The organism is Burkholderia sp. D-99 (genome assembly GCF_011605345.1).
Lineage (GTDB): Bacteria > Pseudomonadota > Gammaproteobacteria > Burkholderiales > Burkholderiaceae > Burkholderia.
Map to the genome: position 1 here is coordinate 372685 of NZ_JAAOXM010000002.1, position 26137 is coordinate 398821.

A 26137-nucleotide genomic window follows, 5' to 3' on the forward strand; every position below is an offset into this window, starting at 1 on the left:
AACAATCGGCGTCGCGCGTCAGCCCAGCAGCGCGGCGAGCGCCGCCAGATCGAACGGCTTCGGCACGAACGGCAGGTCCGCGCGCCAGTCGGGATGGGCCTGATGAATCTCGGGCGGCAGACCCGAGGTGAGCGCGATGCGCTGCGCCGGCCAGCGCTCGGCGAGCCGCGCCGCGAACGCGATGCCGCTGCCGCCCGCGCCGAGCGAGATGTCCGACAGCACGAGCGTGACGGGGCCGTGCTCGGCCAGCCAGCGCAATGCCGCGTCGCCGGTCGCCACCGCGTCGGCCCGCGCGCCGAGCGCCGCGAACTGGCTGAGCGCCGTGTCGCGTACCTCGGGATCGTCGTCGACCACGAGCACGCGGGCACCGGCCGGCCCGGCAACGGGCGCGGCCACCGTGACGGCCGGCGCGCCGCGCCGGTCGGGCGGTGCGGTCTCGGGCAGCCACAGCTCCATGCGCGTCCCCCGGCCGACCTCGCTGTGGATGCGCAGATCGCCGCCGCTCTGGCGCACGAAGCCGTAGACGCTGCTGAGCCCGAGCCCGCTCCCCTCGCCGGCCGCCTTGGTCGTGAAGAACGGCTCGATCACCTTGTCGAGCAGCACCGGGGCGATGCCGCAGCCCGTGTCGGTGACGCTCAGCACGATCGCGTGCGGCGCGGCGGCACCGTCGACCGCCGGTGCGCGGCGCGCGGCCAGCGCCAGCGTTCCGCCCTCCGGCATCGCGGCGGCGCTGTTGAGCGTCAGGTTGAGGACCGCGTTCTCGAGCTGGCCGCGGTCGACGTTCACCCACATCGCGTCGACGGCCGGCTCCAGCACGACGCTCACCCGCTGGCCCGCCGAGTATTCGACGAGATCGAGCATCTCCGCGAGCATCGCCCTGACCGATACGCGTTCGGCCTGCAGCGGCTGGCGCCGCGCGAACGCGAGCAGCCGCCGCGTGAGCCGCGACGCGCGTTCGGCCGCGCGGCGCGCCCGCTCGGCCATCGTCTGCGCGTCCTGCTGGCCGTCGAGCCGCGGCAGCAGCAGTTCCAGGTTGCCGAGTATCGCGACGAGGAAGTTGTTGAAGTCGTGCGCGACGCCGCCCGTCAGCTGGCCGAGCACGTCCATCTTCTGCGCCTGGCGCAACTCGGCCTCGACCGCGCGCCGGCTCGTCAGGTCGCGGCAGACCGCCACCCATCCGCCGTCGGGAAGCGGCTGGCAGTGGAATTCGAGGGTCCGCTGGTCGCGCAGGTGCAATTCGGCCGACGCGGCGATGCGCGCGCCGTCCGACGTGCGGGTCGCGGTCTCGCGCGACACCTGGCGCCAGCGCGCGGGTTGATGCAGGGCCTGCCGCAGCATCGCGAGCGACAGGCCCGCATGCAGCGTGCCCGGGTCGATCCCGAGCAGCGTCGCGAAGGTCGGATTCCACGCGATCAGGCTGCCGTGCGTGTCGTGGACGGACACCCCGTCGTTCATCGAGTTGAGCACCGATTCCTGCAGGCGGCGCTGCGACTCGAGCCCGTGGGTCAGTTGCTCCTTCTCGATCAGGTTGGTGCGGAACACCTCGAACGCGCGCGCCAGCTCGCCGATTTCGTCCGGCCGGTGCGTCGACGGCATCCGGTCGGACGTGATCCCTTTCGCGAGTCGCGCCATCACGCGCGTCATCGCCTGCAGCTTGTGCAGGATGCGGCTCGCATACGCGACGCCGAGCAACGCCACCACGACGCCCGCGACGGCCAGCAGCAGCAGGCCCGACTGGCTGGAGACCGCGACCTTGCGCACCTTGTCGCTGCGCTCGCTGGCGATCTGCCGCAAGCGCTCGACGTAGCGCGCCGACTTGCCGCTCAGGTGATCCGCGTGGCCGCGCAGGAGCGTCACGAGATAACCCGTCTGCGCTTCGCTCGACAGAAACTCGCGGCGCACCGCGAATACGTTGCGCGCGCCGCCGTCAAGTTGCTGCAGCGCCTCGGCAAGCGCCGGCTGGCGGCGGTCTTCGGCGCGTTCGCGCACGCGCAGCCACAGCGCCTCGTTGTCGCTTTCCGCGCTGCCGAGCTCCGCGGCGTTGGCCGCCTGCAGCGCACCGGCCGTGCGGGCCCAGATCTCGAGCAGCGTCGGCGCGCGCTGCGCGATCACGCTCTTGTCGCGCGCGATGCTGTCGCCGATGCGGTCGTTTGCAAGGCGCAGGGTGCTCAGTTCCTCCTTGAGCTGTCGCTGCCTGCCCGACACGATCAGCAGCCGGGCGAGATCCTGGTCGATCGCGTCGAGATCGTCGATCACCGCGAGCTGCTCGCCCGCCTTCGCGGCGGGGCCAGGCTGTCTGCCGAAGCCCGGCGACAGCCGCCGGATGTCGCCGAGCAGGCCGCGCATCAGCTCGGTGTCGTTGTGCAGCAAGTCCGGCGAATCGGTCAGCATCATGCTCGGCGCGACCGCGGCGAGCTGCGCGACCTTGTCCGACAACTCGAGCGCGCGGGCAATCTCCGGCACCACGTTCGCCTCGTATTCGTCGAGCGCGTTCTGGTTCGCGCGCATGCCGAGCACGCCGACCACCACGACCGCGAGCGTGATGCCGAACAGCAGCAGAAACGTCGCGATCAGCTTCGCCCGGACACTCCAGGGCGGCAACAGCCTCACCGTCGTGCGCATCGCGTCACACGCGCACGACGGGCACCGCGAACACGTAGCCGATGCCACGCTGCGTGCGGATATAGGTCGGCTGCTCGGGGTTCGGCTCGATCTTGCGGCGCAGGCGCAGGATCAGCACGTCGATCGTCCGGTCGTACACGTCGATGCCGAAGCCGCGCGTATGTTCGAGCAACTGGTCGCGCGACCAGACCCGCGACGGCTGCTGCACCATCGCCGCGAGCAGCTCGAATTCGCCTTGCGTCAGCGCGCATGGGCCGCCGTTGTGGGTCAGCGTGCGCGCGGCCAGATCCATCGTCCAGCCGTCGAAGCAGTAGCGCGGGCCACCGCCGTTCGACGCGGGGCGCGGCATCGACAGCTCGATCGTGCGCCGCAGCTGGGCGCGCACCCGCGCGATCAGTTCGCGCCCGGAGAACGGTTTCGTGACGAAATCGTCGGCCGCGGTCTCGAGGCCGAGCACCCGATCCGTCTCGTCGCCCAGGCCGCTGATCATGATGATCGACACGTCGGACCGGCGCCGCAGCTCGCGCGCGACCGTCAGGCCGTCCTCGCCGCGCAGCTTCAGGTCGAGAATCACGAGCGCGTGCGGCGCGGCCGCGAGCTGCTGCTGCATCCGGGCGGCGCTGTCGACGGCCGAGACCTCGAACCCGGCCTCTTCCAGCACGCTCTTCAGCCAGACGCGCACTTCCGGATCGTCGTCCAGCACCAGGATCCGATGTTTTTCTGACATGGGTGTTCTCCTCCAAGCCTGCCGCACGCGCCGATTCGATCGGCCGCGCGGGGCGGACTGGTATTTCTGTCGGTATGAGGCCGGACTGCGGTGGGATGACGCAGTCGGGCCGGAAGCGAATGGTGGCCGATCCGGGCCGATCCTGGCAAGTTCCCGTGAACGCGCATCGGCATGAGGATGGGCGGGGCGCCGCGTTCGCCTGCGCGGGGCGCAACGCGAGGCGCAATACAACGCGCGCGGGATTTTAACGTCGAAAAATTGCGGCGCAACCGTGTCGCGATCGGTGAATACCCTGTCAGGACCGCCGCCCGAACGGGCGAGCCGACGGTACGGAATGCCATGCGATTGCATCGGGCTCACGGGCCGAGCGGGAGCACCGATCGCGCATGCAGCCCGATGCGTGAAGCCGAGAGAGCCACCGACACGTCACGCACGCCTGACGCGTGCGTCGATCCAAGGTGATATCGTCAAGTGATCTGCATGACGAACTAAATCGACGTGGTGTCACTGCTACTGCTACTGCTACTGCTACTGCTACTGCTACTGCTACTGCTACTGCTACTGCTACTGCTACTGCTTCCGCTTCCGCTTCCGCTTCCGCTTCCGCTTCCGCTTCCAATCACGATCTCCTGCGCCGTGAGCGGCATCACAGTGCCGCGCACCTTCTTCACGCGATCGCGGCTCGTCCGCCTTCCGTTGTAACGACGATCGCTCCGCATCATCGTCGCCGCCGGTTTCCCTTCCAAAAAAATTCACACGCGAAATACCTTCGCAGCCCGCCTAGTCACCCATGTCCCGCGCGAAAGCCGCGAGAAACCGGCTTCCCGCCCCGCACGAAAGTCACATATCGATTCATTCGCGTGTAACCGATTTTCCCGCCGCCGCGTGATCGCCGACGGCGCGATCGGGTGACCCACTCAACACATCGGCCGAGTTTGTGCGCGCAACAATGGCGATGCCTCGCGCCCGGCGCCCTGCGGGATACCCGCCTCCCGCTCGGCACCGGGCGCGACGGTCTTCAAAAACCACATTCACGAGGACATACCATGCAACTCCAATCCCATCCCGCGTGCCGCCCGTTTTATGAAGCCGGCGAACTCACGCAACTGACTGCCTTTTACGAAGAAGGACGTAATGTCATGTGGATGATGCTGCGATCGGAGCCGCGGCCGTGCTTCAACCAGCAACTCGTTACCGACATCATCCATCTCGCACGCGTCGCACGCGACTCGGGCCTGCCGTTCGACTTCTGGGTGACGGGCTCGCTCGTCCCCGAGCTGTTCAACGTCGGCGGCGACCTGAGCTTCTTCGTCGACGCGATCCGCAGCGGCAAGCGCGACCTGCTGATGGCCTACGCACGCTCGTGCATCGACGGCGTGTACGAGATCTACACGGGCTTCGGCACCGGGTCGATCTCGATCGCGATGGTCGAGGGCAGCGCGCTCGGCGGCGGTTTCGAGGCCGCGCTCGCGCATCACTACGTGCTCGCGCAGAAGGGCGTGAAGCTCGGGTTCCCCGAGATCGCGTTCAACCTGTTCCCGGGCATGGGCGGTTATTCGCTCGTCGCACGCAAGGCCGATCGGGGCATTGCGGAGCAACTGATCGCGACCGGTGAAGCGCACGCATCCGAGTGGTACGAGGATCGCGGCCTGATCGACCAGACGTTCGACGCGGGCGACGCGTATCTCGCGACGCGCACCTTCATCGACGTGATGAAACCGAAGCTGAACGGCGTGCGCGCGATGCTGCGCGCGCGCGAGCGGGTGTTCCAGCTGACGCGCTCCGAGCTGATGGACATCACGGAAGCATGGGTGCATGCGGCGTTCACGATCGAGCCGAAGGACCTCGCGTACATGGAACGCCTCGTGATGCTGCAGAACCGGCGCGTGTCGAAGCTGCGCACGGTGTAGTGCGACGGGCGCCGCCGCTTGCGGGCGGCGCCGCTTCATGAACGAAGCTCAGGCGATCAGCCTGAGCTTTCTCGTCTCCGCGAGCCACGCCTCGAACGCCTGGGCCGGCATCGGGCGCGCGTAGTAGTAGCCCTGCGCGTGATCGACGTCGAGCTGCTTGAGGAATTCGGCTTCCGCATGCGTTTCGACGCCTTCGGCGACCACCGCGAAATTCAGCGCCTTCGCGAGCGACACGACCGAGCGCACCAGCGCCTGCGAGCGCGGATTGCGGTCGATGCCCGTGATGAAGGTGCGGTCGAGCTTGATCGCGTCGAGCGGCAGGCGCGACAACTGCGACAGCGACGAATAGCCGGTGCCGAAATCGTCGAGATGGATCTCCGCGCCGAGCTGGCGGAACTGCCGCATCAGCCCGATCGCCGCATCCTCGTCCTCGATGAAGCAGCTCTCGGTCAGCTCGATGTCGAGCAGGCCGGGCTTCAGCCCCGCACCGTCGAGAATCGACGCGAACTGGTGCACGATGTTCATGTCCTGCAACTGCCGCGCGGAGACGTTCACCGCGATCCGGATGTCGAGCCCCTTCGACTTCCACGCGGCGGCCTGCGCAGCCGCGCTACGCATCACCCAGCGCCCGAGCGGCGCGATCAGGCCCGACTCCTCCGCGAAGCGGATGAATTCGACCGGCGCGACGAGCCCGCGATCGGGCGACTGCCAGCGGATCAGCGCCTCGACGCCATGCACGTCACCGGTCGCGATATCGACGACCGGCTGGTAGTGCAGCACGAACTGCTCCTCTTCGAGCGCCTTGCGCAGGTTCGTGTCGAGCCACATGTACTTCGCGACCTTCTGGTTCATCTCCAGCGAGAACACGCGGTACGTATGCTTGCCCTCTTCCTTCGCGACGTACATCGCGGTATCCGCGCTGCGGATCAGCGTCTCGAGCGAATCGCCGTGCTGCGGATGCATCGCGATGCCGATCGAGCAGCTCGTATAGACCTCCATCAGCCCGAGATGGATCGGCGTGCGCAGCCGCTCGAGAATGATCTGCGCGGTCGCTTCGAGCAGCGGCCGCGTGCCGTGCTCGAACAGCACGAGGAATTCGTCGCCGCCGAGCCGCGCGAGCGTCGCGCCGGACGGCAGGCAGCCGCTGATGATCGCCGACACGTCCTGCAGCAGCCGGTCGCCGGTGATGTGCCCGTAGTGATCGTTGACGCGCTTGAAGTTGTCGAGATCGAGGAACAGGATGCCGACCTGCCCGCGCGACGCGGCGGTTTCGGCGGCGATCGCCGCGTGGATGCGCTCGCTGATCGCATGGCGGTTCGGCAGCCCGGTGAGCACGTCGGTGTTCGCGAGTTCGATGAGCCGATGCTGCGCGTTGCGCTCCTCGGTGATGTCGATACCCGAGCAGATCAGGAACTGCTCGTCGACACCGCTGCCGCTCTGGACGAACTTGTTGCGGAACTGGAACAGGCGCGGCCCGTTGACCGTGTTGATGTAGCGCTCGACCGCGAACGAGTGGTTGCTCGCGAAAAAGCCCGTGATGTTGGTGCGCGACTGCGCGCCCTGCTCCGGGCTCATGAACAGCTCGAACGCGCTGCGGCCGATCACGTCGACCTCGCGCTTGCCCGTCACTTCCTCGCACAGGCGGTTGAAGCGCTGCACCATCCCGTTGCGGTCGAGGATCACGACGAGCGAATTCACCTCCGACACGACCTGCTCGGCGAACGCGAGCCCGTGCGCCAGATCGACCGCGACGGACTCCGCATCGGAATAGGCCGAGGCCGTGCCGGCCCAGTCGGTCGTGTCGACCTTCCGGCCGACGAGATGGAGCCTGACCGGTTCGCCGAACAGCGTGATGTCGAGCACGAGGTGCGACGTGACGCCGGTCAGCGCGCGGATGCACGCGGCCTGTTCGACCGTCAGCGCGACGGCGACGTTGGTCAGGCCGCGGACGGCCGCCAGTTCGAGTGCATTGCTGTCGCTGCCGAGACGCCAGCAGGGGCTGCGCGTACCGACGTGCGCCTCGAGCACCGCGCTATCGTTTTCGTCATCCATGGAGACGCCCCGATCCAGAAAAAACGCACAGTGTAGACGGAGGCGAGCGGCCGGCGGCCCTTCCGGGCCGCGCGTCGCGCGCTCCCGGCGGGGCAACCGTGATTGCCGTGATGATGGGCCTCGTCCCGTACTTGTTTCCAGCTAATGCGACCCGGCGTTCGCGCGTGATGCGCGCAGGTTCTGCCTAACGAATGATGAGAGCCATCTTATCAAATGACGATCGGGATTGGCACTCACATTTAGAGAGGAGTGTCAAGGAATCGGGACTCGATTGGCAAGCCGGATTTTTCATGATTGGCAGCCTGCGCGAATGCGGGTGCGGCGGTGCGCAACGGGCCTGGCGAAACAGGCCGAGCGCCCCGCCCGGCGGGCGTTTCCGGCTGATTTCAGAATAGGGGGACAGCGCGGCGGCTGAACCGTGGCGGCAGGGTCGGATCGCATTCCCGCGCCCCGATTTTTCGTCTTTTTTGATTCCGTTCGGGCGTTAATGCGCGGCTTTATTCCACATTTCATTGCAATGTCGTCCGCGTAACCGGCGCGGGATGCCCGCGCCGGTTACGCGGTTCAGCCCGCTGCGCCGTACCCGCCGCCGCCCGGCGTTTCGACGACGAACACGTCGCCCGGCGCCATCTGCGCGCGGCCGATGTGGTCGAGCGCCTCGACCGTGCCGTCCGCGCGCTCGATCGTGTTGCGGCCGAGCGCGCCGGCCTCGCCGCCCGCCGCGCCGAACGGCGCGTGAATCCGGTTGTTCGACAGGATCGACGCGGTCATCGGCTCGAGGAAGCGGATCCGCCGCACCGCGCCGTCGCCGCCGCGCCAGCGCCCGCCGCCGCCCGAACCGGCGCGGATCCGGTGCGAGTCGAGCCGCACCGGGTAGCGCCATTCCAGCACCTCCGGATCGGTGAGCCGCGAGTTCGTCATGTGGGTCTGCACCGCGCCGACGCCCGCGAACCCGTCGCCGGCACCGCTGCCGCCCGCAATCGTCTCGTAGTACTGGTAGCGATCGTTGCCGAATGTGAAGTTATTCATCGTTCCCTGGCTGGACGCAACGCAACCGAGCGCGCCGTACAGCGCGTTGGTGATGGCCGACGACGTCTCGACGTTGCCCGACACGACCGCCGCCGGGTACTCGGGGTTCAGCATCGAGCGGGCCGGCACGATCACCGTGAGCGGCTTCAGGCAGCCGGCATTCAGCGGGATGTCGTCGCCGACCAGCGTGCGGAACACGTACAGCACGGCGGCCATGCAGACGGCTTTCGGCGCATTGAAGTTGTTGTCGAGCTGCGCGGACGTGCCCGTGAAATCGATTTCCGCGCGCCGCGCGCCCCGGTCGACGCGGATCGCGACGCGAATCTGAGCGCCGTTGTCGAGCGGGTAGCGGTACTCGCCGTCCTGCAGCGCGCCGATCACGCGCCGCACGGCTTCTTCCGCGTTGTCCTGCACGTGGCCCATGAACGCGAGCACGACGTCGCGGCCGAACTGCGCGACCATCCGGCGCAGCTCGTCCACGCCCTTCTGGTTCGCGGCGACCTGCGCGCGCAGGTCGGCCATGTTCTGCTCGACGTTGCGCGCCGGGTAGCGGCCCGACGCGAGCAGCGCGCGGGTTTGCGCATCGCGCAGCGTGCCGGCCGACACGAGCTGCCAGTTGTCGATCAGCACGCCTTCTTCGTCGATATGCGTCGAATCGGGCGGCATCGAGCCCGGTGTCGTGCCGCCGATGTCCGCGTGGTGGCCGCGCGAACCGACGTAGAACAGCGGCGCGTCCGAGCCGTCCGCGAACACCGGCGTGATGACCGTCACGTCCGGCAGGTGCGTGCCGCCGTGATACGGGTCGTTCAGCATGAACACGTCGCCGTCGCGCATGCGGCCGCGATTACGCTCGATCACGGTGCGGATGCTCTCGCCCATCGAGCCGAGGTGCACCGGCATATGCGGCGCGTTCGCGATCAGGTTGCCGTCGCCGTCGAAGATCGCGCACGAGAAGTCGAGGCGCTCCTTGATGTTCACCGAGTACGCGGTGTTCTGCAGCCGCAGCCCCATCTGCTCGGCGATCGACATGAACAGGTTGTTGAAGATCTCGAGGCGCACCGGGTCGGCGTCGGTGCCGAGCGAGCGGCGCGTCGGCAGCGGCGTCGTGCGCGTCAGCACGAGGTTGCCCTGTGCGGTCATCTCCGCACGCCAGCCGGGCTCGACGACGGTCGTGCCGTTCTTCTCCGCGACGATCGCCGGGCCGTCGATCGCGTCGCCGGCCAGCAGCGTGTCGCGTACGTAGAGCGCCGCATCGTGCCATTGGCCGCCGGAATGGAAGCGCACGGCGGAATGGGCACGCAGTGCGGCATCGTCGCCCTCACCCTCCCCGCCGCTGCCGCGCGGCGCGAGCGGTGCGATCTCCACCGGCGCGTCGGAGCGGCCGATCGCCTCGACCGACGCGAGTTCGGCCACCAGCGGCGTGCCGGGCATCAGGAACGCATAGCGCTGCCGGTACGCGGCCTCGAACGCCTGCTGCATCGCGACGACACTGCCGGCCGGCACGTCGAGCGCCGAATCGGTGCCCTGGTAGCGCAGGTGCACGCGGCGCTCGATCGCGATCCGCGCCTGCGGCACACCCTGTTCGAGCAGCGCGCCGACGGCCTCGTCGGCCAGCCGGTCGAGCGCCGCATTCAGTGCCGGCAGCGACGCGTCGGACAACACGGCCTCGACCGCGCGCTCGCGCATCGCCGTCTGGTCGGCGAGGCCCATCCCGTACGCGGACAGCACGCCCGCGAGCGGATGCGCGAACACCTGCGTCATCCCGAGCGCATCGGCCACGCCGCATGCGTGCTGGCCGCCCGCGCCGCCGAACGTCGTCAGCACGTAGCGCGACACGTCGTGGCCGCGCTGCACGGAAATCTTCTTGATCGCGTTCGCCATGCTGCCGATCGCGATCTCCAGGAAACCTTCTGCGAGCGCCTCGGGCGTCTCGCGCCGCCCGGTCGCCGCATGGATCTCGTCGGCGAGCGCTTCGAACTTCGCGACCACGCCGTCGCGGTCGAGCGGTTCGTCCGCATGCGGGCCGAACACGCGCGGGAAATGATCCGGCTGGATCTTGCCGAGCATCACGTTGCAATCGGTCACCGTCAGCGGGCCGCCGCGCCGGTACGCGGCCGGCCCCGGGTTCGCGCCGGCCGACTCGGGTCCGACGCGCAACCGCGCGCCGTCGAAGCCGAGCACCGAGCCGCCGCCGGCGGCCACCGTATGGATGCTCATCATCGGCGCGCGCATCCGCACGCCGGCCACCTGCGTCTCGAACACGCGCTCGAACTCGCCGTGGTAGTGCGACACGTCGGTCGACGTGCCGCCCATGTCGAAGCCGATCACGCGCTCGAAGCCGGCCGCCCGCGCGGCACGCACCATCCCGACGATGCCGCCGGCCGGGCCCGACAGGATCGCGTCCTTGCCCTGGAACGCGTCGGCACGCGTCAGGCCGCCGCTGCTCTGCATGAACTGCAGGTTCACGCCCGGCATCTCGTGCGCGACCTGCTCGACATAACGACGCAGGATCGGCGACAGGTACGCGTCGACGACGGTCGTGTCGCCCCGCGACACCATCTTCATCAGCGGCGACACCTCGTGCGACACCGATACCTGCGTGAAGCCGATCCGGCGCGCCAGCGCGGCCAGCGCGCGTTCGTGCGCGGTGTAGCGATAGCCGTGGATCAGCACGATCGCGAGCGCACGCACGCCCGAGTCGTACACACGGCGCAGCGACGCTTCGGCCTGCTCTGCATCGAGCGGCACGACGACGTCGCCGTGTGCGCCGATGCGCTCGTCGATCTCGACGACGGTTTCGTACAGCGCGTCGGGCAACACGATGTCGAGGTCGAACAGGCGCGGCCGGTTCTGGTACGCGATGCGCAGCACGTCGCGAAAACCGTGCGTGGTCGCGAGCGCGGTACGTTCGCCCTTGCGTTCGAGCAGCGCGTTGGTCGCGACCGTCGTGCCCATCTTCACCATGTCGACGCGCTCGGGCGTGATCGGCTCGCCGGCCGCGAGACCGAGCAGGTGGCGGATCCCGGCCACGGCCGCGTCGCGATACTGCTCGGGGTTCTCCGACAGCAGCTTGTGCGTGACGAGCGTGCCGTCGGGCCGGCGCGCGACGATGTCGGTGAACGTGCCGCCGCGGTCGATCCAGAATTGCCAGCGGGCGGTGTCGGAGGGAACGGGGGAAAGATGTCGGTCAGTCATGATGTCGGGTCGATGCGTCGTTGAATCGAGGGACGAGCGCCGCCGCACGGCGCGCGTCGCACGCCGTGTCACGGAGTCGATCAAAGGGGAAGAAAACGCGGGGCGGAGCGCCCCGCCGGTTCAGGCAGCGTCGAGTTCGCGGCCGCGTGTCTCGGGCAGCGTCAGCGCGGCGACGATCACCACGCCGTATGCGGCGACCGCAAAAATGCCGATGCTCGTGCCGAGCCCGTATTGCTTCGACAGCGCGCCGATCAGGAACGGGAACAGCGCACCGATCGCGCGGCCCACGTTGTAGCAGAAGCCCTGGCCGGAGCCGCGCACGCGGGTCGGGAACAGTTCGGTGAGGAACGCGCCCATCCCCGAGAAGATGCCCGATGCGAAGAAGCCGAGCGGGAAGCCGAGCCACAGCATCGACGCGTTGGTCAGGTTCAGCGACGTGTACGCGAACGCGATCACCATCGAGCCGAGCGCGAACAGGATGAAGTTCGGCTTGCGGCCGAGCCGGTCGGTCAGGTACGCGCTCGTCAGGTAGCCGACCCACGAGCCGAAGATGATCATCGCGAGATAACCGCCGGTGCCCATCACCGTGAGGTGACGCTCGGTCTTCAGGAAGGTCGGCAGCCACGTCGTGATCGCGTAGTAACCGCCCTGCGCGCCGGTCGTCAGCAGCGCCGCGCGCAGCGTCGTCGTGATCAGCTTCGGCGCGAAGATCTCGGTGAGGCGCGGCGCATCGGCCACTTTCGCCTGCGCGGCCTTCTCCTTCTCGTAGACGTCCGGCTCCTTCACGTAGCGGCGGATCGCGACGACCAGCAGGGCCGGTGCGAGCCCGACGAGGAACAGCGCACGCCACGCGTCTTCGGCGGGCAGCACCGAGAACAGCAGCGCATACAGCAGCGCGCACAGCCCCCAGCCGATCGCCCAGCCCGACTGCACGAGGCCGACCGCCTTGCCGCGGTCGCGCGCGCGGATCACTTCGCCGATCAGCACCGCGCCGGCCGTCCATTCGCCGCCGAAGCCGAAGCCCATCAGCGCACGCGCGGCGAGCAGCTGGTGGTAGTTCTGCGCGAGCCCGCACAGCGCGGTGAACACGGCGAACCACAGCACCGTGAGTTGCAGCGTGCGCACGCGGCCGATCCGGTCGGACAGGATGCCGGCGATCCAGCCGCCGAGCGCCGACGCGAGCAGCGTGATCGTGCCGATGAAGCCCGCATCCGCGAACGAGATGCCCCAGGTCGCGACGAGCGTCGGGATCACGAACGACAGCATCTGCGTGTCCATCCCGTCGAGCATGTAGCCGACCTTGCAGCTCCAGAACGCACGGCGCTCACGCGGCTGCGCGTCGCCATACCACGAGAACAGGCCGTTGCGCTCGGGGCTCGCGGGCTCCGCGGCGTTCGCCGCGAGGGTCTTGCTTTCCATGGTGGTGCTCCTGTCGTTATGCGCCGTCAAATGGCGATCGTGCGTGCGGTGTGTCGTGCGTGGCCGTCTGCCGGCCCGGGATTCAGAATACGGCCAGCGACGCGTTCGTGATGTCGGTCATCAGCATGTGGCCGGGAGTGTGCGCGATCGCGATCGGCAACTTCGCGTCCATCAGCGCGGTTTGCGGCGTCACGCCGCACGCCCAGAACACCGGCAGCTCGCCGTCGCGGATCGTCACCGCGTCGCCGAATTCGGGCGCGTTCAGGTCGGCGATGCCGAGTTCGCGCGGATCGCCGAGATGGATCGGCGCGCCGTGCACACCCGGAAACCGGCTCGTGACCTGCACCGCGCGAATCGCGTCGGCGCCGCGCATCGGCCGCATCGACACGACCAGCTGGCCGCCGAAGATCCCCGCACGGCGGTTCGGAATCGACGTGCGGTACATCGGCACGTTGCGCCCTTCCTCGACGTGACGCAATCCGATCCCTTCGCGGGCCAGCATGTCCTCGAACGAGAACGAGCAGCCGATCGCGAACACGACGAAATCGTCGCGCCACAGCGCTTCCAGCGACTCGACGCGCTCGGTCAGGCGGCCGTCGCGGTAGACGTTGTAGCTCGGCACGTCGGTGCGGATGTCGAGATCCTCGCCGAGCGCGTCGATCCGGAACGCGCCCGGTTCGCCGACGCCCAGCAGCGGGCACGCTTTCGGGTTCGCCTGGCAGAAGCGCAGGAAATCGTGCGCATACGCGTCGGGCAGGATCGCGAGGTTCGCCTGCGCAAACGGGCCGCAATGGCCGGCGGTCGGGCCGCGGAACGAGCCGTGGCGCACGGACTGGCGGAATTCGGAAGGCGTCATGGTGTGGGGTCGCTAATCGGTATGTCGTCGGGATGACGGTGCCGTGTCATCGGATACGGCGAAGAATAGAAAAGAAAAAATTTTGTCGCCAACGAGTTTTTTTGCGTCTCTTGTATAGAATTTCTTAACACATCTCGGGGTTTTCCCCTGCTCCGTTCACTTTTCCTCACCGGCAAAGTGCGCATCCACCCTCCGTCCGACCGCCATGAACACGCGTTTTCTCGAAACCTTCGTCACGCTCGCGAAGCTGCGCAACTTCCGCACGACGGCCGCCGCGCTGCACGCGACGCCGGCCGCGATCTCGCAGCGCGTGAAGGCGCTCGAGGACGAATTGCAGACGGTACTCGTCGATCGCGACAGCCGCGAATTCCGGCTCACGCCGAACGGCGAATACCTGCTCGGCTATGCGAAAGCCGTGGTCGAGGCGACGCAGGAGCTGCAGGCCGCCGCCGCCGGCGAGAGCGCGCTGCGCGGCAAGCTGCGGCTCGGCGTGATCGAGACCGTCGTGCACAGCTGGTTACCGCACTATATGCGGCGGCTGGCGGCCGACTATCCGCAGCTCGAAATCGACCTGACCGTCGACGTGAGCGTCGTGCTGCAGCGCCGGCTGATGGCCGGCGAGCTCGACCTGATCATCCGCGTGGAGGGCAGCGACGAGGCGTCGGTCGTGTGCGATGCGCTCGCGAACTATCCCGTGCGCTGGATCGCGCGCGCCGGGCTGCTGCCGAACACGCGCACGGGCCTCGCGCGGCAGGTGCTGCGCCAGCCGATTCTCACCTACGGGCGCGGGACGGCGCCCCATCGCGCGCTGGAAGACATCGTCCGCGCGCTCGCGCACGCGCATGGTGTGCCGCTGTCGGAGACGCGCATCACCGGCTCGCCGTCGATCTCGGTGATCGTACAGCTCGTGCGCGACGGTTTCGGTGTCGCGGCGATTCCTGTGCTGTTCGTCGATGCGCTGATCGAAAGCGGTGAAGTCGTGGAACTGCCGCTGCAGCCGTCGCCGCCGTCGATCGTCGTGTCGATGTCGCGGCGCGCGGATGCGCCGCGGTTCGTGCACGGTGCGTCGATTGCGGCGCGGGTCGCGTGTCATGAGTACTGCGAGAAGAGTACGCGGAGGTTGGTTGAAGCGCTGTGATGTGAGGATCGCCCCGCTCGACCGAACGGGCAACGCAAAGTGCACGATGGACTGTCGACTGGTCCGCAAGCGACAGAAGGAAAAATCGAATCACGCTCAATGGACTCATACTGAAACTGAAGCCACGACCGTGAGAAATTCTGAAACGATGAGGTCCAACGGGTTTTAATACCCGAATCTTGAGATTTTTCCGATTACAAGAATCACGCACTCGAAACAAAATACTTTTATTTAACAAAAATCAAATTCTGAAAAATCGTACTCATCCCATAGGCGACACCGCATTTCCACGTTATCAATCTCGATCTACGTGATATGCGAGATCATCGATGAAAAATTCACAAGGCCGTGAAATGGTCCGTCTGGGCGACAGAACCGACCACGGCGGAACGGTCGTTGAATGCGCGGACGACCTGAAACACCTCGGAATCGGCATGGCACTTGACGGCCACGACGTTCGCTGTCCGAAGTGCGGTGGCACATTCCCGTTGCTGGCGAGCGGTCCGCGTACGCATCGCGGCCCACGCGTTTGCTATCGCGGCGACCAAACCGGTTGCGGTGCAACCGTGATTGGCACGTGAATCACGAGGACAAGCAAATGGGGATTTTTACTCAGACTCACACGCTGGCCATCTCCGGCACAGCCTTGCCCACCTACGGAATGGACGCGCTCCCGATATTTTTTCCGGTGCGTTTGCAAGGCATCGAAACGATTGGCCGCATCGACGAATGCCGCTATCTCGTCACGCTACGCACCGACGACGCCTATGCATTCTCCCCGAGCGTAACGTCCAATCTCGATCTCGATAAAGTAGTCGGTACCGAAGTCACCCTTTCGATCCGACTCGAAGGCAAAGGGCAATTCATACCGGGCCTTGCGGGCAATGCCGGGCTCGGCAACATCGGCGCGGGCACGCGCGAGATCACGGGGCTGGTCGTGGCGGCCCGCATTGCCGGCCAGGATCGCGACTCGATTCTGTACGAACTCGAACTGCGGCCGTGGCTCTACCGTGCAACGCTCACGCAGGATTGTCGGCTCTTTCAGGATATGACCGTCGTCGACATCACTGATGCGGTGCTGTCGAAATATCCGTACTCGGTTGAAAAGCGGCTCGCGGGTGTATTTCGAGGGATTTATCCAAAGCGCGACATGCAGCGTCAGGCGCTCGAATCGGACTGGGCGTTCCTGCAGCGTCTGTGGGAGGAATGGGGTATCTGGTGGTGGTTCGAGCACGACAACGGCCACCATCGCCTGGTCTTGTGCGACACGATGGGCGGCCACCAGCCGCACGGTGCGGCGTATGCGACGCTGCGCTATCTGCCACCCGACAGCAAGCGCATAGACGAAGAACACATTCATGCGCTGTCGGTGACGAGCCGGCTCACGGCCGGCCGTGTCACCTTGACGGACTACGACTACACGCGTCCGCGTGCGAAGCTGGCTGCCACCGAAGAGAATCCACGCGGGACCGCCAGCGCCGACGGCGAGATCTATGCATGGGGCGACTACAGCCAACCGCTGGCAGGCGCACCGGGGCTTGCGGGGCAGCCGAACGATGCGGACCGGGAAGCGCACCATTTCGCGCGTGTGCAACTCGAAGCGCAGCGCTGTGCGGGGCTGCGTGCGCATGGTGCAGGCAACCTGCGCGGACTAACTGTCGGCCGCACATTCACCCTGACGGGTTACCCGCAGCAGTCTGCGAACCGCGAATACGTCGTCGTGTCGTGCACGCTCGATATCGAGGAAATCGGCAATCGCGCAGGCAGCGCGCAAACATACCGCGTCGAAACGCAGTTCGAACTGCTGCCGGCAAACGAGTTGTTCCGGCTCAAGCGAAGTGTCGGCAAGCCCGTGTTGAGCGGCCCGGAGAAAGCCATCGTCGTGGGGCCGGCCGGGCAGGAAGTCTGGACGGACCAATACGGCCGTGTGAAAGTGCAATTCGAATGGGGTCGTGAGGGCAAACACGACGAGCATTCAGGCATCTGGCTGCGCGTGTTATCGCCGTGGCAGGGCGCGGACATGGGTGCGACGTTCATTCCACGGATCGGCCATGAAGTGGTGATATCGCACTACTACGGCGATCCGGATTTGCCGATGATCATCGGCAGTGCCGTGAACGCGTTCCGACAACCAGCACTGCACGTGCCGGACAATCAGGCGGTATCGGTGATTCGCGGCAGGGAATTTCACGGCACGGCATCCGGCCATCTGGCGATCGACGATACGCAGGGGCAAATCCAGACGCAGATTGCGAGCGACGCGGGTGCGTCAATGTTGAGTCTCGGCAACCTTCGGCGCATAACACGCAACAAGGGCCGCGCCGATGCACGAGGCAAGGGGTTCGATCTTCGTACCGACGACTGGGGTGTGGTCCGTGCGCTGAAGGGCTTGTTCGTGTCGACGGACGGTCGGGCAGGCGGCCCAGGACAAGCGAAGGACGCCAAGGAGGCCGTCGGTCGGCTCGCGATGGCGCAGGCGTTGCAGGAAGGTCTGACCGGGCTGGCGCAACGGCATGATGCGCAACAATTCGACGCAGACCAAAGTGACGTTGCGGCGGCGATCAAGGCACGCAATGACGCGATCAAAGGGCATCCATCGGGCGATCCGGACGACTTCCCCGAACTGGCGGAAGCCGACATGGTGCTGGCCAGTGCGGCCGGCATCGGTCTGTCCGCCGAGCGTAGCGTACATATTGCAAGCAACGAGAATGTCGCGGTGACGAGCGGCCGGCATATCGGCCTGGCGGTCGGCCGGTCGCTGTTCGCGAGCGTGACGAACGCGTTCTCGTTGTTCGTGCACAAGGCAGGCATGAAGCTGATTGCCGCCGCGGGAAAGGTACGTATCGAAGCGCAGACCGATGGCATCGACGTCACGGCCAAACAGTCGGTCTCCATCACAAGTACCACCGACAGCATTCATCTCCATGCGGCGAAGGAGATTGTGCTGCACGCCGGCAGTACGGAGGTGCGCATCAGCGATCAAGGTTACGTGGTGCGCACGGCTGGCGAACACACGGTCTATGCGGGAAGCCACCAGACCGACGCTCCCCAGATTCGGCCCATGCGCTTGCCGGTCACGCCTGACAATCCTGGGCAGTTCGCCGCGCACTTTGTTTTGATGGAACACGCCAGCGGCTTCGCGCTGCCGCAACAGCCTTACCGCATCACGCTCGACAACGGGCGCGTGATCGAGGGGGTAAGCAACGAGCGTGGTGAAACGTCGCTCATTACCGACCATGACGTTTCGTTCGGGACCGTCGAGTTACTGGCCGCAAGCGATCCGGACAAGGTGATTGCGGTCAATCATGCAGCCGTCGTGCGCGACGACACGACGCCCTACATCGCCAAGGCACCGAACGCCGACAAGCGAACCGCTACGATCAAGGGCAGGAAGGCAAGCACGCCGGAACAGGGGGCAACGTCCGAAGATCAACCACCAATGTTTGCGACATGCGATCCACTCAACTTCGGGCTGCGCTTCCATCACTTCATCGATGGGGCCAAGCAGAGCGATGTGCCGGGGAATCGACCGCGCAACGATGTCGTGTATCCAGTGACGAAAGCCTATACGGCGGTGCTCAAGGACGCGCTCAAGGGCATTCATTGGAGAAAGTACAAAACGTTAGATGGCTCTATTCCGCTTGAACTAAAAGCTGGTATCGAAAAGGTGTGCGGGCGGATTCTTTCAGACGCACTAGGCACAGGGCCATTTGGCCTGCCCAAGGGTGATGCTGGTCAGTCAGAAGGCGCGATGCCGCGCATTGACATTGTTGATGCAGAGCAAGGTCAAATCCAATACAACATGCGCTCCGAAGTCAGTGCATCGTTTATCCAGAGAAACTGGATCATTGCCATCCATGAGAAAGAGGTCGAGAAAATTATCGCGAATGTTGACGATACGCGGACTTTGAATGACCGACTGAAATCATTCGCTGACGTGATTTACCACGAGGCACGACACTGCCAGCAGGCATTTTGGATGATGGCACTGCTTCAACAACATCCCGAGGATTACAAAAAATTTACGCAAATTCTTAACGTTTATAAGTCGTATACAAAAAAAGGCGCCCGTGACGCGGCCCAAAACGTCAACATTCCCAATGACAATCTCGTTGCAACAGGAATGCATCGGATGCTGATGTTCCACTACTACTGGATGATTTCGTACATGCACGATCAAGCGGGTGGAGCCTATGTGGCCGCCGATGTGCCAAATGCGCAAGCCGAAGTGTGCAAATTGCTGAGTGTGTCGCCTGAAGCAGCGGCAAAGATGGTGAGTTTCGAAGCAGGCTATCGGAGTCAATTACATGAAGAAGATGCGTATGCGTGCGCGGAAGTGGTGCAGGCCTATTGGGACCGTCCTGATCGTGCTCTCGTGTTCAACCCTGGTACATGCACAGCAGGCTATGCCACTGCCCTCCAAGCCGTCGGCGCAAGAGGTGGATATGGCAAATCAAGCTGACGAGCAACGTCAAATGGTGCGCAGCATCCTGAAGACGGCGATGGAGATTCTGCGCGACGACAAGCCGTTTGATCCATCAGATTCCATTTTTGGCCGAATCATCGATACAGATCGCCACTATCGATCGAAAGGGCTACGATATCTATACGCCAGTCGAGTTTCGACCGCAACCACAATTTCTTTTTCAACATTCGATAATCCGGAAGATTACACAGCTGATCGATCGAAGATGAAGATCGTCCCAACAGCATTTGTCATGCGACTAAGTCCAATGCTTGTTGGTCTACCCAGCACGGAAATCAAAGCTCTTCTTCAACTGGAGGGGTACTGGGTTGATTCAGATGGGAATCGTGAATACGGGAACGAGATTATGGTGCGTACCCCGGACATGCCAAACTTGCAATCCTTCCGCTATCGATCGAAAGACATTCCGGGGGGTAAATTTACAATTGATGTCGAATTACTCTACGCAAATCCCTTGGACGGCTCCTTTCCCCCAAAGCTATCCGAAATCACAATACTGCGCGCCTACAAGATTTTGACGCCCGAGGAACGCGAACAACGTCGCCTCGAACAACAGCAGGCAAAGCGGCTGAAGTACGGAAAAATGAATCTATGTACCGGAATGATCTGTCCGGAAACAGGTATTTGGGAAGGGTGGTCGGATAACGGACCGACCGATCAACTGCTTGTTCATGCTGGCAGAGAGTTCCCTGAGGTACGAACCATCCATTTTCACGTGCAATGGTATTGCCCTCATGCTCCAGGGCGATGGATGTGGCTCAAGGACGATTCGGAGAGAGGACTGGGGTCAGTTGCATGAAGAAGATGCCCATGCATGTACGGGAGTGGTGCAAGATTATTGGGACCGTCCTGATCGTGCTCTCGTGTTCAACCCCGGCACATGCACTGGAGCCTATAGCGAGTCACTACGAGCCATTGGGGGAGGGATTTGAAATGCAGACGACCGCCGACGAACAGCGGGCCACGGTGCGGAGCATCCTGAAAGAAGCGATGGCGATCCTGCGCGACGACAAGCCATATGATCCACGGGATATGATCGTTGGGAAACTCTTTTCGACATGGACTCAGCAATCCGCGAAAGGTGCTCTTTATCGTTATGCCAATCGTGCCTTGTCTTCAACGACGATTGAACTTGTCACACGTACCGACCCCGAAGATTACAGCGACGATCGGTCGAAGGTAAAAATCGTCCCGGCTGAAATAATAATTCACCTTAGCCCGATGATCGCGGGCCTTCCCGATACGGAAATAAAGGAATTTCTTCAATTGGAAGATTTTTGGATTGACTCGAACGGGAACGTTGACCATCGACGTGCACACGTCGATACAAAACAGCGGATTCGCGAATCGAGCATTGACGATGCAAGCCGATCGGCAACGCATGGAAGCGAACAGAACTAACTGACACACGGCCACCGCCACCGGGCGGCCGTGTGTCAGCTCGTTATCGGCCGGGCATCGCCTGCGTCAGTGCGACCGGCCCGTTTCGGTACCCGGTGCGAACTCGATACCCCGCAACACTTCCGCAAACTTCGCAGTCCGCAGCACGGCGAACTGCTCGTGTGCCGCCGTCGTCGCGCTCGTGTTCTTCAGCACGTCACGCACCGCAACCAGCCGGTTCGGATCGGCACCGACATCGCCGTTGCCGCTGACCGTCGACGTCACCGCCCAGATCGTCACCGTGCCGTCGCGTTCGACGCGGCCCGTCAGGTTGCGCAGGCCGGCCGTCGCCGGTGCCCACGGCAGGCCCGTCGCCGAATTGTTGCCCGCCGGGTAGCCTGCGACCGAATACGGCTGACCGAGGTTCAACCCGTTCTGCAGCGTGTACGCGAGCTTCCACTGCTTCGCGCCCGCGTCGTAGACCCACTTCTGCAGGCCCGCCGTCGTCTGCGCGGCCGCATGCGTGTACAGGTCCGCGCCGCCCGTGTAGCCGTCGCCTTCGTCCGCGACGTACAGCGTGTTCGCGTCGGCGAACCAGATCCCGAACGGGTAGGAGAGCGTCGTCGCGGTCTTGTTCGGCGTGGTCGGGAAGCCGGCCAGCACGCACATGTTGTTCGGCAGGCCGGCCGTCTGCAGCGTGGCCGCGTTGTACGCGAGCGGCGCCGTCGGCAGCACGGCCTTCGGCGACGGCACGCCGACGCCCGACGGGCACGCGGTGCCGGTCGTATCGACGAAGTACACGGTATTCACGCCGTTGCCGCCGCTGCCCTTCGTGTAGTACACGACGTTGTCGTGCACCGCGATGCCGCGGAAGTTGTCGTCCTTGCCGATCTTGTCGGCCTTCGCGCCGAGTTCCGTGACCGAGAAGCTCGCGAGCGGCGTCGGCACGCCCGGGTCCTGCTGCGCTTCGTGGTGCTTCGCGCCGTCGATGAGCTGCGCGCCCGCGCCGAGGATCACGTTGTCCGGCTGCGGGTTCGAGCCGTTGCCGGCGTTGCCCGACGTGTAGTAGACCTCATGGCCGTCGCGATTGTTCAGGATCGCCGCTCGGCCGTTGTTGCCGCTGTACGCACTCGTCTCGGTAAAGCGGAAGTGCCCGTGGCGATCGACGCGCGCGATCACGCGATAGAAGTTCTGCCCGTCCGGGTTCGTCGTATCGACGGCAAGCGGCGTGTTCGAGTTCGACACGTCGATCGCGTTGACCGGCGCGACGTAACCCATGAACGTCAGATAGCTGCCGTCGAGCGACAGGTGCAGGCCGAGTTCCGACTTCGAGCTGAAGCTCGTCACCATCTGGTCGTGCGCGAAGCCTTTCTGCAGGCTGTTCGGCACTTCGAGCGTGCCGACGACGCCGCCGGCCGGCGTGATCTGGTCGAGGAAGATGCGCGACGTGAGGCCGAAGCTGCCGTCGTAGCGGTCGTTGTTCCACACGTACGGATAGGTACCGTCGTTCGGCGCGCCGGCAGCCGTGCCGCAGCCGCCGGTGGTCTTCGCGCAGTTCGGCGGCAGGATCGCGCCGGGCTGGACGTTGCCCGACACGTTGTCGTACACGCTGCGGCTGAGAACCAGGAAGCCCGGCACGAAACCCGGCTCAAAACGGCTGTCGCCGTCGTTGTCATGCGGGGCGGCCTGCACGCCGATGCTCGCGGCAATCAGCGTCAGTGCGACGGCAGGAACGGTACGATCGCGCAGCGCGCGGCGGCGCTTCGCGGACAAGGCGAAATTCGGCATGGACAAGGCTCCGTACGACATCGAGTGAGGACGTTGTTGGTGGACAGACTGACGACGTGAAGCCCCGCCACCTTAGCCATGCTTGATGAAGAATTGATTGCACGCGACGCCGTGGCAACCCGCGTGCTGACACGGGGCGCCGGGTGCGGCGCGTTGTTATTTATCCGTAATGCGAAAGAAATGAATCAGACAGCCATTCATGCGGATTGCCCTGCATGCGGCTGCATCAGCTTGCCGTCGCCGTACTCGCGCAGCACCTTCGAAATCACGACGCGATAGCCGTCCAGCCAGCGTGCCTGCTTCGCCTTTGCCTCGAGATGCGCCGGGTGCTGCATCAGTTGCTGCAGCGCCGCCTCCGATTCCCAGTAGTAGACGTTCTGGATCAGCCCCGCGTCGGCGTTCTCCCACGTTTCCTCGCCGAGATAGCCGGGCGTCGCACGCGCCATGTCGGCGATCTGCCGGTCGAGCCGGTGGAATTCGTCGTCGTATTGCCCGGCACGGAAAATGAAGGTCGACGCGTACATGCCCGCTCCATCGAAAGCGATTGAAAGAGCGCCGATTGTAAGACACGTGCGGCGCGCCGCGATCGTCACGCGGCGAGTGGATCGACGCCGGGCCGGCCGGCGAGCCACGCGTCGATGCGCGGTGCGTCTTCACGCATGCCGGCCGCGGGTGCCGGCATCGCGGCCAGCGCGTGCCGTGCGCGTTCAAGCGCCTCCCCGAAACCGCGCAATTCGCGCGTCGCGGGCCGGTCGCCGGCATGCCGGCGCGCGAGTGCCGCTTCGATGTTGGCGTCGATCAATGCACGCTGAGCGTCGATGAAGTCGATGCACAGCGCGCGGCATTGCGCGGATACCGATGCGACGGCCAGCAGGACAGGCACGATCGACACGGTCAGGTAGCCGCCGGGCGCAAGCCGCGACAGCGCATGACGCACGTCCTGCCCGCCGCCGGTCAACGAGGCGAACACCGCATCGCGCCACACCGCGCGCTCGAACACGAGCGCATCGCGATACGCATCGTGCGCCGAGCGGTCCGCGACCTGTCCGGCCGTCACCAGCTGAATCGGGAATGAAGATGCAACGGAAGATGACGTGCTCGCCGTTTCGACAATGCAGTTCGCGCCAAGCCATGCGGCATCGTCGCGCCGCGCGGCCAGCACACGGGCCTGCAACCGGTCGGGCAGCATCGGATCGAGCGGCACCGCGCCGCAGATCGACGGCTTGTCGGCATGCACGCTGCAGCGGCCGTCGTCGGCCAGCGCCGCGCAACGGCCGAGCGACGGGTAGTCGTAGCCCTGCAGCGTCAGTGCGATCCAGTCGCTCCCCACGCCGCCGGGGCGATGAAACAACCGCGCCGCCAGCGCATCGGCAGCCGCGACGTCGTCCGCATCGAGCCCGTGCTCGCGGCCGCCCGCACGCCAGCGCTCGCCGATCCGCCGCTTCGGCACGCGACGGATCGTCAGCGCGCCGACGAAGCGATGCCGATGCCGGAACAGTTCGCGCAACGACAGCGTCGGCGGGCTGTTGCAGCAGCGTCCGCATGCGTTGCATGCGAGTACATAGGTGTCTACCACGGCCGCCGCACCGAATCCTGGTAGCGCGTGAGGATGAAGCGCGCGACGTCGTCCGAGTGATACGCGGCGACGAGTTGCGTCACCCACGGTTTCGCGCGATCGGCGTCGCGCACCGTCAGCACGTTCGCATACGGCGAGCGCGCATCCTCGATGCTGATGCTGTCGCGCGCGGGTTGCAGCCCGGCACGCGCGGCATCGTCGCTGTCGATCGCGACGAACGCGACCTTGTCGAGCGCCGCGTAAAGGCGCTCGCGGCGCAGCGCGACGAGCTTCAGCCCGAGCCGGTTGCCGGTCACGTCGCGCAGCGTCGCATGCAGGCCGGCCTGCTCGCGCAGCGTTACCAGCGTGTCGTTCTGCAGCAGCACGAGCGCGCGCGCCATCCCGCGCGGATCGGCGGGAATCGCGATCGTCGCACCGGGCTGCAGTTCGTTCAGGTTTTTCAGCTTGCGTGAATAGAACGCCATCGGCAGCGTGACGGTCGGCGCGATATCGGCCAGTGCGTAGCGCTTCTGCGCACGCGTGGCGGCAAGCTGTTGCGCATCCTCGAAGCTGGCTGCGTCGATCCGGCCGTCGGCAAGCGCCGCGTCGATGCGCGACGCATCGTCGAATTCGATGACGTCGATGCCGAACCCTCGCGACGCGGCGACCCGCTTCACTTCGTCAAGGATCTGCGCATGCACGCCGCGCGTCACGCCGACGCGTACGGCCGGAGTGGTCGCGGTGGTCGGTGCAGTCGCGGTGGTCGCGGTGGTCGCCGCGGACGATTCGGCGGCAATGGTCGAAGCCGGATGAACGAGCCCGCAAGCAACCATCAGCCACGCGCCCAGGTAGTTCACGACGCGCTTCATGATGCATCCCTCAGAATCGTGCGAAACCCGATATGCGACGCGCCGAGATCGGCTTCCTGCTGTTCGCGTGACGACGCGCGATAGCGCACGCAGTAGTCGCGCGAGCACAGGAACGAGCCGCCCTTGATGACCATCGGCGTATCGTGCCGACGCGTCGGCGGCGCGACGGCCGCCGTGTCGCCGTTCGTATGCGACTGGTGCGGGCCCGTGTACGCGTCCTTCGTCCATTCCCATGCATTGCCGATCATGTCGTAGAGCCGGAACCCGTTCGCCGCGTAGCAGCCGACGGGCGCGAGCCCCGCGTGACCGTCCTCGGCCGTGTCGAGCACCGGGAACACGCCCTGCCAGTAGTTCGCGGCCGGCTTGCCCTGCGCGTCGCGCGGCGCCGCGTCGAGCGACGCGTCGTCGCGGCCGGCCTTGCCCGCGTATTCCCATTCGGCCTCGGTCGGCAGGTCACGGCCGAGCCACCGTGCATACGCGAGCGCATCGCGCTGCGTGACGAGCGTGACGGGCAGGTTGCCGACCCCGTCGACGCCGCTGCCCGGCCCGCGAGGATGACGCCACGACGCCCCCTTCACCCAGGACCACCACGCCAGATCGCGCGCGTTCATCTCGTCGCGCGTCGGCACATGGAACACCGCCGCCCCACCCTGCTGCTCGGCCTCGGTGACATAGCCGGTCGCCTGCACGAACGCGGCGAACTGCGCGATCGTCACGTCGGTCTGGTCGATCCAGAACCCACCGACGTGCGTGCGGCCGTCGCCGACCGGACGCTCGTCCGCATAGCCGCGCGTGCTGCCGAACACGAACGCGCCGCCGCGCAGGTGCACCATCCCGGCCTTCGGGTCGTCGCGCCACTTTGCCGGCAGCCCCGAATAGCGCTCGCACTGTTGCTCCGAGCCGAGCGGCGCGAGCGCACGGCCACGATTCGCGTCGTCGAATGCGCCGCCCGCCGGGGCGACGGGATTCGCATAGCCGGCCGCGAACGCGGCGGCGAACAGCGTGACGGCAAGCGCCGCGCCGATCGTCCAGAACCGGAACCGCATCGTGTGATCCTTTCAAGAAAACGCCTGGCCACCCCAGGTTTTACGCCCCGAAGGAAGTCCCCTTG

At 65.6% G+C, this 26137-nt stretch carries 17 protein-coding genes; 6 read left to right on the forward strand and 11 right to left on the reverse strand.

All coding sequences use genetic code 11. The features are described 5' to 3' along the window. Positions 1–18: 18 nt before the first annotated feature. Both HAV18_RS08785 and HAV18_RS08790 read right to left on the reverse strand, forming a co-directional pair. Entirely contained in the window at positions 19–2610 is a 2592-nt protein-coding gene (locus HAV18_RS08785; RefSeq protein ID WP_347814754.1) for an ATP-binding protein, read from the reverse strand. 16 nt (positions 2611–2626) lie between these two features. Further along, positions 2627–3349 carry a winged helix-turn-helix domain-containing protein gene (locus HAV18_RS08790; protein WP_166954770.1) on the reverse strand — a complete coding sequence of 241 codons (723 nt, stop codon included), beginning with the start codon at positions 3347–3349 and terminating at the stop codon, positions 2627–2629. A gap of 1046 nt (positions 3350–4395) precedes the next feature. Between HAV18_RS08790 and HAV18_RS08795 the strand changes: the two genes are divergently transcribed. Next, positions 4396–5259 carry a crotonase/enoyl-CoA hydratase family protein gene (locus HAV18_RS08795; protein ID WP_166954772.1) on the forward strand — a complete coding sequence of 288 codons (864 nt, stop codon included), beginning with the start codon at positions 4396–4398 and terminating at the stop codon, positions 5257–5259. Between the two features lie 48 nt (positions 5260–5307). Here HAV18_RS08795 and pdeR read toward each other — a convergent pair whose 3' ends face one another. From pdeR to HAV18_RS08815, 4 genes are all read right to left on the reverse strand, one after another. Beyond that, the gene (gene pdeR, locus HAV18_RS08800) at positions 5308–7311 is read right to left on the reverse strand and encodes a cyclic di-GMP phosphodiesterase (RefSeq protein WP_166954774.1); all 2004 of its coding nucleotides are present in this window, start codon (positions 7309–7311) and stop codon (positions 5308–5310) included. Positions 7312–7875: 564 nt separating this feature from the next. Further along, a complete protein-coding gene (locus HAV18_RS08805; protein WP_166954776.1) occupies positions 7876–11535 on the reverse strand; it encodes a hydantoinase B/oxoprolinase family protein in 3660 nt (1219 codons plus the stop codon). Positions 11536–11655: 120 nt separating this feature from the next. Beyond that, positions 11656–12954, reverse strand: a complete 1299-nt coding sequence (locus HAV18_RS08810) for an MFS transporter (protein ID WP_166954778.1) — start codon at positions 12952–12954, stop codon at positions 11656–11658. An 82-nt stretch (positions 12955–13036) separates the two neighbouring features. Beyond that, on the reverse strand, positions 13037–13810 hold the full coding sequence (locus tag HAV18_RS08815) for a putative hydro-lyase (protein ID WP_166954780.1): 774 nt from the start codon (positions 13808–13810) through the stop codon (positions 13037–13039). Between the two features lie 205 nt (positions 13811–14015). On the opposite strand from HAV18_RS08815, the gene HAV18_RS08820 reads away from it, so the two are divergent. The 5 genes from HAV18_RS08820 to HAV18_RS08840 all read left to right on the forward strand — a co-directional run bounded on the left by HAV18_RS08820 (position 14016) and on the right by HAV18_RS08840 (position 20835). Then, positions 14016–14948, forward strand: a complete 933-nt coding sequence (locus tag HAV18_RS08820; protein WP_166954782.1) for a LysR family transcriptional regulator — start codon at positions 14016–14018, stop codon at positions 14946–14948. Positions 14949–15301: 353 nt separating this feature from the next. Next, on the forward strand, positions 15302–15529 hold the full coding sequence (locus HAV18_RS08825) for a PAAR domain-containing protein (protein WP_407062420.1): 228 nt from the start codon (positions 15302–15304) through the stop codon (positions 15527–15529). Beyond that, complete coding sequence (locus tag HAV18_RS08830) at positions 15526–19410, forward strand: type VI secretion system tip protein TssI/VgrG (protein ID WP_347814742.1); 3885 nt, start codon at positions 15526–15528, stop codon at positions 19408–19410. Before HAV18_RS08825 ends, HAV18_RS08830 begins: the two co-directional genes overlap by 4 nt. Continuing rightward, a complete protein-coding gene (locus tag HAV18_RS08835) occupies positions 19394–20233 on the forward strand; it encodes a hypothetical protein (RefSeq protein WP_166954786.1) in 840 nt (279 codons plus the stop codon). The genes HAV18_RS08830 and HAV18_RS08835 overlap by 17 nt, the downstream gene beginning before the upstream one ends. Beyond that, on the forward strand, positions 20230–20835 hold the full coding sequence (locus HAV18_RS08840) for a hypothetical protein (protein ID WP_166954788.1): 606 nt from the start codon (positions 20230–20232) through the stop codon (positions 20833–20835). The genes HAV18_RS08835 and HAV18_RS08840 overlap by 4 nt, the downstream gene beginning before the upstream one ends. 66 nt (positions 20836–20901) lie before the next feature. Here HAV18_RS08840 and HAV18_RS08845 read toward each other — a convergent pair whose 3' ends face one another. From HAV18_RS08845 to HAV18_RS08865, 5 genes are all read right to left on the reverse strand, one after another. After that, complete coding sequence (locus HAV18_RS08845) at positions 20902–22602, reverse strand: hypothetical protein (RefSeq protein ID WP_166954790.1); 1701 nt, start codon at positions 22600–22602, stop codon at positions 20902–20904. A 197-nt stretch (positions 22603–22799) separates the two neighbouring features. Further along, positions 22800–23126 (reverse strand): antibiotic biosynthesis monooxygenase, encoded by a 327-nt coding sequence (locus HAV18_RS08850; protein WP_166954792.1) that lies wholly within the window; start codon positions 23124–23126, stop codon positions 22800–22802. A 65-nt stretch (positions 23127–23191) separates the two neighbouring features. Next, entirely contained in the window at positions 23192–24178 is a 987-nt protein-coding gene (locus tag HAV18_RS08855; RefSeq protein ID WP_166954794.1) for a YkgJ family cysteine cluster protein, read from the reverse strand. Continuing rightward, entirely contained in the window at positions 24172–25026 is an 855-nt protein-coding gene (locus tag HAV18_RS08860) for a MetQ/NlpA family lipoprotein (RefSeq protein ID WP_166954796.1), read from the reverse strand. The genes HAV18_RS08855 and HAV18_RS08860 overlap by 7 nt, the downstream gene beginning before the upstream one ends. Then, positions 25023–26072, reverse strand: a complete 1050-nt coding sequence (locus HAV18_RS08865) for a formylglycine-generating enzyme family protein (RefSeq protein WP_166954798.1) — start codon at positions 26070–26072, stop codon at positions 25023–25025. Before HAV18_RS08865 ends, HAV18_RS08860 begins: the two co-directional genes overlap by 4 nt. Positions 26073–26137: the final 65 nt, after the last annotated feature.